This window comes from Bacillus sp. JZ105, from assembly GCF_053903125.1.
Map to the genome: position 1 here is coordinate 2,279,012 of NZ_CP096387.1, position 12,899 is coordinate 2,291,910.

13 protein-coding genes and 2 riboswitches are annotated in these 12,899 nt (G+C 42.7%); of the genes, 4 read left to right on the forward strand and 9 right to left on the reverse strand.

From position 1 onward, the window contains the following. Positions 1-22 precede the first annotated feature (22 nt). The 3 genes from M1D81_RS11590 to M1D81_RS11600 all read right to left on the reverse strand — a co-directional run bounded on the left by M1D81_RS11590 (position 23) and on the right by M1D81_RS11600 (position 2,160). Complete coding sequence (locus M1D81_RS11590; RefSeq protein WP_456266834.1) at positions 23-1,084, reverse strand: M24 family metallopeptidase; 1,062 nt, start codon at positions 1,082-1,084, stop codon at positions 23-25. Beyond that, positions 1,081-1,524, reverse strand: coding sequence for a type II 3-dehydroquinate dehydratase (aroQ, locus tag M1D81_RS11595; protein ID WP_456266833.1), 444 nt, complete (start codon positions 1,522-1,524; stop codon positions 1,081-1,083). Before aroQ ends, M1D81_RS11590 begins: the two co-directional genes overlap by 4 nt. 108 nt (positions 1,525-1,632) lie before the next feature. Beyond that, positions 1,633-2,160 carry a YqhR family membrane protein gene (locus M1D81_RS11600; protein WP_456266832.1) on the reverse strand — a complete coding sequence of 176 codons (528 nt, stop codon included), beginning with the start codon at positions 2,158-2,160 and terminating at the stop codon, positions 1,633-1,635. A 223-nt stretch (positions 2,161-2,383) separates the two neighbouring features. Here M1D81_RS11600 and M1D81_RS11605 point away from each other — a divergent pair, with 223 nt between their 5' ends. Next, on the forward strand, positions 2,384-3,340 hold the full coding sequence (locus tag M1D81_RS11605) for a DUF1385 domain-containing protein (RefSeq protein ID WP_456266831.1): 957 nt from the start codon (positions 2,384-2,386) through the stop codon (positions 3,338-3,340). A gap of 38 nt (positions 3,341-3,378) precedes the next feature. Next, entirely contained in the window at positions 3,379-3,774 is a 396-nt protein-coding gene (locus M1D81_RS11610; RefSeq protein WP_039179905.1) for an SA1362 family protein, read from the forward strand. Here the strand turns inward: M1D81_RS11610 and M1D81_RS11615 are convergent. The 3 genes from M1D81_RS11615 to M1D81_RS11625 all read right to left on the reverse strand — a co-directional run bounded on the left by M1D81_RS11615 (position 3,771) and on the right by M1D81_RS11625 (position 6,107). Continuing rightward, a complete protein-coding gene (locus M1D81_RS11615) occupies positions 3,771-4,646 on the reverse strand; it encodes a patatin-like phospholipase family protein (RefSeq protein ID WP_024422960.1) in 876 nt (291 codons plus the stop codon). The genes M1D81_RS11610 and M1D81_RS11615 overlap by 4 nt on opposite strands. Positions 4,647-4,750: 104 nt before the next feature. Further along, positions 4,751-5,185: a transcriptional regulator MntR gene (gene mntR / locus M1D81_RS11620; protein ID WP_024422961.1), complete on the reverse strand. Its 435-nt coding sequence runs from the start codon at positions 5,183-5,185 to the stop codon at positions 4,751-4,753. An 85-nt stretch (positions 5,186-5,270) separates the two neighbouring features. Beyond that, positions 5,271-6,107, reverse strand: a complete 837-nt coding sequence (locus M1D81_RS11625; protein WP_024422962.1) for a lipoate--protein ligase family protein — start codon at positions 6,105-6,107, stop codon at positions 5,271-5,273. Positions 6,108-6,326: 219 nt separating this feature from the next. Between M1D81_RS11625 and M1D81_RS11630 the strand changes: the two genes are divergently transcribed. After that, positions 6,327-6,707 (forward strand): rhodanese-like domain-containing protein, encoded by a 381-nt coding sequence (locus M1D81_RS11630; protein ID WP_456267126.1) that lies wholly within the window; start codon positions 6,327-6,329, stop codon positions 6,705-6,707. Positions 6,708-6,751: 44 nt separating this feature from the next. Here the strand turns inward: M1D81_RS11630 and gcvPB are convergent, their stop codons facing one another. From gcvPB to gcvT, 3 genes are read right to left on the reverse strand one after another with little or no spacing between them, the layout of a single operon-like run. Beyond that, complete coding sequence (gene gcvPB, locus M1D81_RS11635) at positions 6,752-8,212, reverse strand: aminomethyl-transferring glycine dehydrogenase subunit GcvPB (RefSeq protein ID WP_456266830.1); 1,461 nt, start codon at positions 8,210-8,212, stop codon at positions 6,752-6,754. Next, positions 8,205-9,551 carry an aminomethyl-transferring glycine dehydrogenase subunit GcvPA gene (gene gcvPA / locus M1D81_RS11640; RefSeq protein WP_456266829.1) on the reverse strand — a complete coding sequence of 449 codons (1,347 nt, stop codon included), beginning with the start codon at positions 9,549-9,551 and terminating at the stop codon, positions 8,205-8,207. Before gcvPA ends, gcvPB begins: the two co-directional genes overlap by 8 nt. A gap of 16 nt (positions 9,552-9,567) precedes the next feature. After that, on the reverse strand, positions 9,568-10,665 hold the full coding sequence (gene gcvT, locus M1D81_RS11645) for a glycine cleavage system aminomethyltransferase GcvT (protein ID WP_456266828.1): 1,098 nt from the start codon (positions 10,663-10,665) through the stop codon (positions 9,568-9,570). A 103-nt stretch (positions 10,666-10,768) separates the two neighbouring features. After that, a riboswitch (glycine riboswitch) is annotated at positions 10,769-10,863 on the reverse strand. 3 nt (positions 10,864-10,866) lie between these two features. Continuing rightward, positions 10,867-10,973: riboswitch (glycine riboswitch) on the reverse strand. Positions 10,974-11,225: 252 nt separating this feature from the next. Between gcvT and M1D81_RS11650 the strand changes: the two genes are divergently transcribed. Next, positions 11,226-12,896 carry a DEAD/DEAH box helicase gene (locus M1D81_RS11650; RefSeq protein WP_456266827.1) on the forward strand — a complete coding sequence of 557 codons (1,671 nt, stop codon included), beginning with the start codon at positions 11,226-11,228 and terminating at the stop codon, positions 12,894-12,896. Positions 12,897-12,899 lie beyond the last annotated feature (3 nt).

Genomic DNA, 12,899 nt, shown 5'->3' on the forward strand with positions numbered 1-12,899 from the left:
GTCATCCTCCTACATTTCACCATCATAATATGATAAGTTCTTTCGGTGAGTGGGTCAATCGTTTATTGCCGTCAGCTGTCAGGACAATATCATCCTCAATTCTCACGCCGCCGACATCTGGCAAGTAAATCCCCGGCTCAACTGTGACGACCATTCCCTCTTCTAAGACGACCTCTGATCGTGAGGAAAGGCCTGGCGCTTCATGTACTTCCATACCTAGCCCGTGCCCGGTTGAATGCCCGAAGTATTGACCATAGCCATACTTTTCAATGATGTCTCGTGTGATGCGATCAGCTTCTTTTCCTGTTAAGCCTGGCTTGATTCTATCCACACCAGCGTTTTCTGCTTCTAATACGATATGATAAATTTCCTTTAGCTTGTCGCTTGGTGTTCCGACAGCAATCGTTCTTGTCATATCAGAACAATAGCCTTTATAGTAAGCACCGAAATCGAGTGTCACTAAATCACCAGATTCAATCACCTTTTCACTCGCTCTTCCGTGAGGCAGGCTTGATCGAACACCTGAGGCAACTATCATATCGAATGAAGATCCTTCAGCACCTTCTTTTCTCATGAAAAATTCAAGCTCGTTCATGACAGCAATTTCCGTCAGGCCCGGCTTGATGTAAGTGAGAATATGATCAAAGGCGTGATCTGCAATCTTCGCAGCTTCCTCTAATATCTTAATCTCTTCACTAGACTTAATCAAGCGCAACTTTTCAACTGATTCAGAGACGGGAACAAGCTCTATACCGCCTGCTTTGGCTGCGTACTGCTGATACGCAGCAAATGTCATATGGTTTTGTTCGAACCCAAGGCGTTTCACTCCAAATTCCTTTGCCGTTTGGGCAGCCGTTTCCACAATGTTTCCTTTATGTTCAATGATGTCATAGCCTTTGACTTGGTCTTTCGCCTGCTCTGTATAGCGGAAGTCCGTGATAAAAGCTGCCCGGTCCTTTGAAACGACAGCAAGACCGGCTGATCCGGTAAAGCTGGTCATATACTGTAAATTAAAACTGCTCGTAATGACAAGGCCATCGATCTCTAATTCACTTAAAAGTGTTCTTAGTTTTTCAAGTTTCATGATGCTGCTCCCCCTTCACTGACTAAATAACGAATCGCCAATTTATACCCTTCTAAGCCAAGCCCAACGATTTGTCCTTGGCATACTGGAGCAAGTACAGAATGATGGCGGAATTCCTCTCTCTTATGAACATTTGTGATATGTACTTCAATAACTGATAAAGAAATACTTGCAATGGCATCTCTCAGCGCATAGCTGTAGTGGGTAAATGCACCCGGATTAAACACGATACCATCGTACTGATCTTCTGCTTCGTGAAGCGCATCAATCAAATCCCCTTCGTGATTTGATTGAAAGAATGTTAATTGGATGTTTGCTCGTTCTGCGAACTGGAACAAATCCGTCTCTAAATCTGTCAGCGTCTTACTTCCATAAACAGCAGGCTCTCTTTTGCCAAGCCTATTTAAATTGGGTCCATTCAGTACAAGAAAATGAGGCATATGACCACTCCTTCACCCTAATTCAATCTATATCGAGATCTGTTTCTTTTTCCTTAGAAACCTTTCGTTTCCAAAAATATTTTATCATATGAATAGGCGATTTACACTTTATTCTGTCTTTTTCCCGAGTGCCCTCGCAAGCTTTTGACTCGTCAATTCATTATATTCAAACGAAATGCTGTACCCGACAAACATGCCATATAAAATATATAGGCAAAATGTCGTGACAATGGTGCTTTGCTGCAACTCTTGTACTTGCTTTACATCTGGGAAAATGGGATTAAATACGTAAAAAACGAGCAGCCATAAAAGCCCGCCATATACTAAACCCATCCAAAAGCCTTTGATCCTTTTTAAAAGCCCAAAATAAATAAAGGCGGCTCCAATCGATAAAATTCCTAACAGCACAATACTGATAAAAGTACCAAGTCCTCCCTTTTTCCATTCTCCAAGCACAAATGGCTGAAGCAGCATATTGGGACTCACCTCTGAAAAATGAAACATATGGGTCAGAAACCCGATAAAGCCCCAAAAAACACCGCCGACAAAGCCTATAGCAGCGGCTCTTGCCACAAGTGATGTCGTTTGCACGGACTGATTTTTTTCTTCTTGGTTTTTCTTTTCATCACGTTTCATTTGTGAACACCTCCAGCAAGTAGTATGTCCAGAATGTCGTGAAAAAAAAGGATTTCCATGCGTGAGTGTAAAAATTTTAAAACAGGGTATACTGGCTAAAAAGAGGTAGATAGAATTCTAGTAGATTATCGACCTGTGAGCTAGTGATTTCCCCTCATTTCCTGTACAATAAAGGTATAAGGAAATGCATGTAAATTACAGGAAACAGGCAGGTTGATGAAATATGTCCAATCAAACAAAACCTCCAGCTTATGGAGGGCAGGCAGTTGTCGAAGGTGTCATGTTCGGAGGTAAGAAGAACTATGTGACCGCGATTCGGCGAAAGGACCAGTCCATTGAGTTTTTGAAGCTTCCCCGGACCTCCAATAAACGAACCGCCTTTCTCAAGAAAATCCCCTTTGTCAGGGGTGTTGCTGCACTTGTTGAAGCAAGCGCAAACGGCAGTAAGCACTTAAACTTCTCCAGTGAGCGATATGACTTAGATCCTTCTGAAGATCATACTCTTGAAAAAGAACAAAAAGGCTCGAAATTATCCATGATCTTCGGCATTGCTGTGATCGGAGTTCTCTCTCTACTCTTTAGTAAATTTGTCTTTACCCTGGTACCTGTCTTTTTAGCAGAGCTTGTGCGTCCCATCTTTTCAGGGAATTTCGCACAAATCGCAGTGGAAACATTCTTCAAATTGGTCCTTTTATTAGGCTATATTTACTTTATTTCCATGACCCCTTTAATTAAAAGAGTATTTCAATATCATGGGGCAGAACATAAAGTCATAAACTGCTATGAACAGAACCTTGACATCACAGTGGAAAATGTCCAAAAGCAATCCCGTCTGCATTATCGATGCGGCAGCAGCTTTATTTTATTCACTGTCATTGTCGGGATGTTCGTCTATTTACTCGTACCGACAGATCCTTTATGGGTGAGAGTTCTGAACCGCTTGGCCCTTATTCCGGTTGTTCTGGGCATTTCATTTGAAGTGCTTCAATTCACGAACAAACTCCGAGAAGTGCCTGTGCTTAAAGTGCTTGGCTATCCTGGCCTTTGGCTGCAATTGCTCACAACAAAAGAGCCCTCTGACGATCAAGTTGAGGTAGCCATTGCAAGTTTTAATGAACTTCTTCGTTTAGAGGAAGCGTCAATGAAACAAGCGTCAGATTCTGCTCATCAAGTGATCTAACTTATAAATCCGGTAAATTCCTTCGGAGGTGGACAGTTATGAATCGCCGAGTACATCCTGCTTTTACCATTATTTTCGCTTTAGGTGTTTTGGGATTTGTGTACTTACTCACAACGAACCCAGGCAGACTTTTTACCATGCTGCTGTCTGTTGTGATCATTGGAGCGGCCCTATTTTTCCTATTTAGATGGCTGATGAACCGAAGAACTGGAACAGAGGGCAATCTTTATCGTAAAGCAGTCAAACAATCAAAACGTCGCTACCAGCAGCCTAAACCAAAAACGAAAAGCCAGATGAAAAATCGGGTCACTCATTTGCGAAGCGTGCCGACTGACCACAAGTCTAAGCCCGTCCTTCTCAAAAAGAAAAGCCAAACACATTTGACTGTGATTGAAGGCAAGAAAAACAAAAAGAAGAATCGCGCCTTATTTTAAAATGTCCAGCTTTTTAAAAATTGCTCGGCCTTCTGTCTGCCTAGATCGACGAGCGCCTTTTTCTTTTCTGTCATGAGTTGAAAATCAGTGGCAATGACGTGTTCTACAGGAATAAAAATAATATGACGTTCGTGTTTTGTGGCGATATGTCTTTCGTCATGAGCACCACGCATCGTTTCAAAAAGAGCGCCAAACAGTTCAAACGCATTGCGGATGGAGTGTTGAGGGCGTTCTTTTTCGTTTGGCGTTAATGTGACACCGACGAACGGTCTTTTTTTCTCTTCAGCAAACAGCCAAATTGGAAAATTGCTCAGCACTCCTCCATCTACAATGGTACATATGCCTTTTGATGACTTCAGTTTGACAGGTTCGAAAAAATACGGCAGGCTGCAGCTCATTCGAATGGCCCTCGCCACGGAAAACCGCTCTGGATTTAAGCCATATGAAGGAAGGTCGTCTGGCAGCACAAGGATTTTTCCATTCGTTAAATCGGACGCAACGATTTTCAGCGAATCTTTTTTGAGGTCTCCAAACACGGTAACCCCTTTTCGTTTTAGCACATCGGTCAGCCATTTTTCCAGCCGGTCTCCTTTATAAAGACCGAGACGCCAGTAAATGGATACCCACCTGAGCATTTTAAACGGGATGAATTGACATCTCCTATCAAGCAATTGATGCTCATCCATTTCATCTAAAAGTGTGCGAATTTCCTGGCTTGTAAAACCTGCTGCGATGAGTGAAGCAATGATTGCTCCAGCACTTGTACCTGCAAGACGGACAAATTGAAATCCTCTTGCTTCAAGCGCTTCATAGGCACCTGCAAGCGCTGCCCCCTTAATGCCTCCACCTGAGAACACACCATCTATCTTCATCAAGGAGCCCCCTTTGATTTCACGCTAATAATAGTGTAGGAGCTTTTCTTTTCAATTAGAACTTTAATCAAAAAGGACACCCATGCTGAGGGTGTCCTTTTTGATTAAGATTCTTGATTTGTTTGTTCGTTTTTCTTTTGAATCGCTTTCAGCTGAACAGATCGCTCATCGTTTTCTTCAAAAAATTGAACGAGATCGCCGATGCGGTCAATACTGTTCCAGCTGAGATGATGTTCAATGCCTTCTACATCATCATAAATTTTCTCTTCATCTACACCAATGATTCTTAAAAATTGCTCTAGCAGTTCATGTCTGTATACGAGACGTTTTCCAATTTTTTTGCCTTTCGGGGTTAAAATTAGACCACGATACTTCTCATAAATGAGGTATTCATCTTTATCTAGCTTCTGAACCATTTTTGTTACAGAGGAGGGATGGACAGCGAGTGCTTCTGCAATATCAGAGACTCTGGCATATCCTTTATCTTCTATCAGCATATAAATTTGTTCAATGTAATCTTCCATACTAGGTGTAGTCATAAAACCCCTCCATAATGCACCTTTACTTAATAATCAACCCAATTCTACACCATCGTTCATTAAAAAACAAGAAGTGTCCATCGGCTTAACGCTTATAATTCCAATCATCTGAAGCATATTTCGTTTTGGCGAGATGATGGACAAACGCTAATTCTTCATCTGTCAGTTCATAAGGTTCAAGCTCAATATTTAATCCTTTTTCAAACCCTCTTTTAAACGCAGCACGCGCATCGTCTATTGTACATGTTCGGTCTGAGATTTCATTGATGGCAACCGCTTTGTTTTTAAAGCTTCGCTGCATCCGCTCTCTCACCCGGTCGTTTGGATAAAGGAACAAATCGAACAATTTGTCCTCATCAAGGTCAATTAATATAGATCCATGCTGGAGGATGACACCTTTTTGTCTCGTCTGAGCACTGCCCGCTACCTTTCTGCCTTCTACAACAAGCTCGTACCAAGAAGGGGCATCAAAGCATACAGATGATCTTGGGTTCTTTAAGCTTTCCTTTTCTTTATCTGTACGAGGAATAGCAAAATACGCATCGAGTCCCAGCTCTTTAAAGCCCTCTAAAATGCCTTCTGAAATAACGCGGTACGCCTCTGTCACCGTCGCTGGCATTTCTGGATGTTCCTCTGACACAATCACGCTGTAGGTCAGCTCCTGGTCATGAAGGACTCCCCGTCCTCCGGTTGGTCTGCGGACAAATCCAAGGCCATATCGTTTGACGGCTTCTAGGTTGATTTCTTTTTCAACGTTCTGAAAATACCCAACAGATAATGTCGCCGGATTCCATCCATAAAAGCGGATAACAGGCGGGATGAGCTTCTCACTATGCCAATAAAGCAAAGCTTCGTCCATTGCCATGTTAAAGGCGGGGTCTTGGTTTCCTGAATCAATGAAACACCATTTCTCTTTTTGCATATAAAATCCCTTCTCTTTTACGTAGTCAATGTTAGATGATGGTGGTAACCACCGGTTTTCTTTCTTCATCAGTCTATCAAATAGGGACGGAATTGAAAATAATTCTTACCATTTATGATGACAAGTTTCTTATGCTTTACTATAATAGTATTTGTCTAAAACGTACCATCAGACAGGCTACTGTGCTGATGCTCAAGAAGGAGTCGAGTTGTATTGTCAATATTCAACTATATCGTCCTCTCACTTTGTGGACTTTTCGTTCTTTATTCCATCGGCAGCTACATTTATCAGCAGCGCATTATGAAAACGCTGACGGAAGAAGAATTTATTAAAGGTTACCGCAAAGCCCAGCTCATTGATGTGAGAGAGCCAAATGAGTTTGAAGGCGGACATATTTTAGGGGCAAGAAATATCCCCCTTTCCCAACTAAAGCAGCGCAAAAATGAAATACGTCCTGATAAGCCTGTTTATCTCTATTGTCAAAATAATTTCAGAAGCGGAAAGGCAGCCCAAACTTTACGTAAAAACGGCTGCCGTGAGATTTATAATTTAAAAGGCGGCTTTAAAAAATGGGGCGGCCGCATTAAAACGAAGAAGTAACAAAAAAGACTCTGGGAGCATGCTTCCCCCTGAGTCTTTTTTCTTTATTTTCTTTCAAAAACGAGAACTGGGTTCCGTGCGGCCTTTGTTTCGTCCATACGTTTGACAACCGTTGTATGCGGCGCTTCCTGCACCACTTCAGGATTCTCTTCTGCTTCTTTCGCAATTTGAATCATTGCTTCGATGAATGCATCAAGTGTTTCTTTTGATTCTGTTTCAGTCGGTTCAATCATGATACATTCCTCTACATTGAGCGGGAAGTAAATCGTTGGCGGATGGTAGCCGAAATCAAGTAATCGTTTGGCAATATCAAGTGTCCGCACACCTAATTTTTTCTGACGTTTACCTGATAGGACAAATTCATGCTTACAGTGACGATCAAACGGCAGATCATAATGAGCACTTAAGCGGCGCATCATATAGTTCGCATTTAACACGGCATTATCGGTTACAGCCTTTAAACCGTCTGGCCCCATAGAGCGAATGTACGCATAAGCTCTGACGTTAATGCCAAAGTTGCCATAGAATGGCTTCACGCGTCCAATTGAATCCGGACGGTCATGATCAAAGTAAAAACGTCCTTCCTTCTTCATAAGCACCGGTTTTGGCAAATACGGAATCAAATCCTTTTTAACGCCCACAGGACCTGAGCCAGGACCTCCGCCTCCGTGCGGACCTGTAAAGGTTTTATGAAGATTTAAGTGGACAACGTCAAATCCCATATCTCCTGGTCTTGCTCTGCTTAAAACAGCGTTCAAGTTGGCTCCGTCATAATAAAGCTTACCACCAGCTTCGTGAACGATTTCAGCCATTTCTAAAATATTTTCTTCAAAGAGGCCTAGTGTATTCGGGTTTGTAAGCATTAAAGCAGCTGTTTCTTCATTAACAACGCGGCGTAAATCTTCTAAATCAACAAGCCCGTTTTCATCAGATGCGACAGTAATGGTTTCAAATCCAGCGACTGTCGCAGATGCCGGATTCGTTCCATGAGCAGAATCAGGCACAATGACTTTTGTACGCTGATGATCTCCCCTTGCTTCATGATACGCACGGATCATCATGAGTCCCGTCCACTCGCCATGTGCTCCTGCCGCAGGCTGTAATGTCACAGCGTCCATCCCCGTAATTTCTTCAAGATGTTCACCTAGATCGTATAGTAATTCTAATGCACCTTGCACAGTGTCTGCCTCCTGTAGCGGATGAACCTGCGAGAACCCTGCAAAGCGTGCAACCTTTTCATTAATCTTTGGATTATATTTCATCGTGCATGAGCCAAGAGGATAAAATCCGGAATCAACCCCATGATTGCGTCTTGATAATGCTGTATAATGACGCATAATATCAAGCTCAGATACTTCAGGAAGCTCAGCATCCTCATCACGGATGTACGTCTCATCAAATAAAGACGGGATCTCCTGTTCAGGTACATCTAAATCAGGCAGGCTGTACCCTACTCTTCCTTCTTTAGATAATTCAAAAATAAGCGGCTGATCTTGTTTATTCATGGCGATCCCCCAATTCCTTGATAAACGTATCAATTTCTTCTTTTGTTCTTAGCTCTGTCACGGCTACAAGCATGTGCTGCTGAAGCTCTGGGTAGTCTAGCCCCAAGTCGTAGCCGCCGATGATTCCTTTTTCAAGCAATCGTTTATTGGCTTCTTTCACAGGCTCCTGTAACTTGATCACAAATTCATTAAAATGAGCCCCTTCTATATCCGCCTGCAGTCCATATTTTTCTGCCTGCGTCTTGGCATAATGGGCTTTTTGCACGTTTTGATAGGCGATGTCTTTTATACCTGTTTTTCCTAGTGCCGTCATGGCAACAGAAGCAGCTAACGCATTTAATGCTTGGTTAGAGCAAATATTTGACGTCGCTTTGTCTCTTCGAATGTGCTGCTCACGTGCTTGAAGGGTCAGAACAAATCCACGAACACCATTTTCATCTTCTGTCTGCCCGACTAAACGACCTGGCACTTTTCGCATCAACTTTTTCGTCACGGCAAAATATCCGCAGTGCGGTCCGCCAAATGCTGCCGGGATGCCGAACGGCTGCGCATCACCAACGACAATATCTGCCCCGAGTTTTCCAGGCGGCGTCAATAGTCCGAGTGCGAGGGGATTGCTAGAGACAATGAACAGGCTTTTTCCTTTATGTGCAATGGGTTCAATGTCTTTTAAGGGCTCGACTACACCAAAAAAGTTTGGATATTGCACGAGAACTGCTGCTGTATCATCGCAGACCACCTTTTCCAATGCAGCTAGATCAGTCTGCCCTTTTTTCGCAGGCACTTCAACAACTTCAATGTTTTGTCCTTTGGCGTATGTTTTCAGCACCGCTCTTGATTCAGGGTGAACCGTTTCAGAAACAACCACCTTTTTCTTCTTTGTGTGTCCCGCAGCGAGCATCGCCGCTTCAGCTAGTGCCGTCCCGCCATCATACATCGAGGAGTTGGCAAGATCCATACCCGTCAGCTCAGCAATCATTGTTTGAAATTCAAAGATCGCTTGCAATTCACCTTGAGAAATCTCCGGCTGATAAGGTGTATACGCTGTATAAAATTCAGAGCGTGAGATGACATGATCGACAATGACAGGCTGGTAATGATCATATACACCTGCACCAAGAAACGATGCATAGGAAACTGTATCCTTATTCTTTGCAGCTAGTCGGGATAATTCCCTGACAAGTACTGTTTCAGATGCGGCTTCTTTGATGTTGTATGCTCCTTTGAATCTAACTTTCTCTGGGATATCTGAAAATAGCTCATCAATCGACTGAACGCCGATGACATCCAGCATTTCTTTTTGATCTTGCTCTGTTTGCGGCAAATACCTGTGCTTCATCCTCTGTTCCCCCTCGTTATTTGGCTCTTTTATAAAATGGCGTTGCGACGATTTTGGCTTTTAGACGTTTTTTGCGAACTTGTACTTCCACCTCTGCCCCAAGCTCCGCCACTGAGGTTTCGATCAAAGCAAGCCCGACATTTTTCTTTAATGTTGGGGATTGAGTGCCCGTTGTGACAATCCCAACCTGCTTTTCTCCTGAAAAGACTGGATAATCTGTACGCGGAATCCCTTTATCAATCATTTCAATGCCGACAAGCTTTCGCTTCAGTCCCTCTTCTTTTTGTTTTTTAAGTGCAGCTTTTCCGATAAAATCAGCTTCTTTATCCGTTTTGACAGCAAAACCAATGCCGCCTTCTAATGGAGAAATATCCTTTGTCAGCTCCTGGCCATAAAGCGGAAGTCTTGCTTCAAATCTCAAGGTGTCACGTGCACCAAGTCCGCATGGAATGAGTCCTTTTGGCTGCCCCGCTTCTAATAAAGCGGACCAAAGGTGGACCGCATCTTCTGACTGGCAGTAGATTTCAAAGCCATCTTCCCCTGTGTAGCCTGTTCTGGAAACGAGCACTTCTTTATTTGCGACCTCAGCTTTTGATAAAAACGTAAATGGCTTAAGCGATGTCACCTCTTCATCTGCCACCTGTTTGATGATGTCAGCTGCAAGAGGTCCTTGAAGCGCTAGCAAGGCGGTTTGATCAGACATATTTTTGATCAATACGTTATCCTCCCCTTGGTGCTTCAAGAGCCAATCTACATCTTTATCGATATTTGATGCATTGATGACAAGTAAATAGTGATTCTTTTCTTTTTGGTAGACGAGCAGGTCATCTACCGTTCCGCCATCTTCATAACACATGGCTGTATATAGTGCCTTACCGTCTGTCAGCTTAGACACATCATTGGTTAATAACCTTTGTAAAAATGGAAGGGCATCTTGACCTTTGACGTCCACCTCACCCATGTGAGACACATCAAAAAGCCCTGCTTTTGTTCGAACAGCTTCATGTTCTTCTTTAATGGAAGAAAATTGGACAGGTAATTCCCAGCCCCCGAAGTCAATGGTTTTTGCGCCAAACGTTTCATACGCATGAAAAAGCGGTGTTCGTTTCAACATCAATCGTTTCCCCCTTTTTTCTTACAGTGCAAATGCAAGCTGAATTTTCAGAAAAAAATCACAGCAAAAAAGGACAGAGCGCTCCCTTTTATCAAAAAGAAGTCTCTGTCCTTGCACCTGAAAGTTTACAGCACAATATCATTGTGCGTTTTCCCCTTTGGTGGTTTGCTAAAACCCTTAAGCAAACACTCTCCAGAGTTGCGTCCGGTAAGAGTACTTTTGCCTGAGAGATTCACTGAATTATTCAGCTTGCTCCTTCGGCGCCTGCCAGTGCAAAATAACCGCCAAGTCTCTCCCCATACCATCATCCGCTCATATTTTCACATTTATTGGACATACTATCAAAATGGGTGACTTATTTTCTAGATCACTTATCAACATCCTACCATTAGAAATGGATGAAGGGCAACAGAAAAATCATTAACATTTTTAAAATAACCTTTCGATATCGTTCGCTTTTATTCATATATCTTGTCTTTTAGAGACCTCTTAAAAAATGAAGCGTTTAAAACCAGAACAATTTTATCAGATCCTACTAGAAAGAAAGGCAGGCGACCACATTGAATATTCAAACGATTTTTGATCAGGAATGGGCAAATGAATTTCAGCAGCGGCTTTCAGCAGACGGTCCTTGGGCGAACTGGGATATGTATCGTTTAGCGACGCAGGTTCAAAAAGTCACAGCCATTGATTCATTCGAGGGACTGCAAGCTCCCGCGCACCTGCCTGCATTCACACCTTTAAAGCACCAGCTCGAAGTAGCCAGAAGAGTCGTAGAAGAAATGAATGGGAAAGCCATTCTAGCAGATGAAGTGGGACTTGGAAAAACCGTAGAAGCAGGACTCATTATCAAAGAATACATGATTCGAGGACTTGCCAAAAAGATCCTCATTCTCGTCCCCGCCTCCCTTGTGTCTCAGTGGGTACAGGAACTGCGGACGAAATTTTATATTGATGCTGTTGAACAAAAAAAGAGCTATGTGTGGGAGCAGTGTGACGTTGTCGTTTCTTCCATTGACACAGCCAAAAGACAGCCGCATCGAGACACGATTTTATCGATTGCCTACGATATGGTCATTATCGATGAAGCACACAAACTGAAAAACAATAAAACGAAAAACTATGAATTTGTGAGGAACCTGAATAAGAAGTTCTGCCTTCTGCTGACAGCAACACCTATTCAAAACCGGATCGGAGAAATATTTAATCTTGTTTCCCTTCTGAAGCCAGGCCACCTAGGAAATGAACATCAATTTAAAGATATCTTTGCCAAAAAGGACTTGCAGCTTGAAGACCATGACCGATTAAAACAGCTCGTCAATAAAGTGATGATTCGAAACCGAAGACAAGACACAGGCATCGAGTGGACAAAACGGCATGTCAAAACGATTTCCATTGATTTCTCTCCGACAGAACAAGCATTGTATGATGAAATCTGCAAGCTGAAAGAGAATCCGTCTTATACAAAGCATATGTTTTCCATTATGACCTTGGAACGAGAATGCTGTTCAAGCCGTGAAGCAGTTTATATGACGATTAAAAAAATGCAGGAAGAAGAAAAGCATATTCTCGGATCTTCTGCTATAACGCAAATCATGGAGAAAATCAATCAAGTGGAGCAAAACTCAAAGGCGCTTGAAGTGGTCAAACTCATTCAGCAGTTAAATGAGAAGGTCATTATTTTCACCGAATACCGCGCCACACAAATTTATTTACAATGGTTTCTACAGCAAAATGGCATCAGCTCTGTGCCATTTCGGGGCGGCTTTAAACGGGGCAAAAAAGATTGGATGAAAGATTTATTCAGAGAACGGGCGCAAGTGTTAATTGCGACAGAAGCTGGCGGCGAAGGGATCAACCTTCAGTTTTGTAACCAAATCATTAACTACGACCTCCCGTGGAACCCGATGCGTTTAGAACAGAGAATTGGACGTATTCACCGCCTTGGCCAAGAGCGGGATGTCCACATTTACAATATGGCAACAAACGGGACAGTTGAAGAGCATATTTTAAAGCTTTTATATGAGAAAATTCAGCTGTTTGAAAACGTCATAGGCGATTTAGATGATATTTTAACGAGGATTGATATTGAAGATGTCGAAACAAAGTTGCATCAAATCCTCTTCCAGCATGAACCAGGCGGAGACATGAAAAAGAAATTAACCCAGTTTGCTTCTTATTTAACTGAAGCACAAACACCACTTTTAGAAAAAAGACAGCAAGGCTCATAAAGG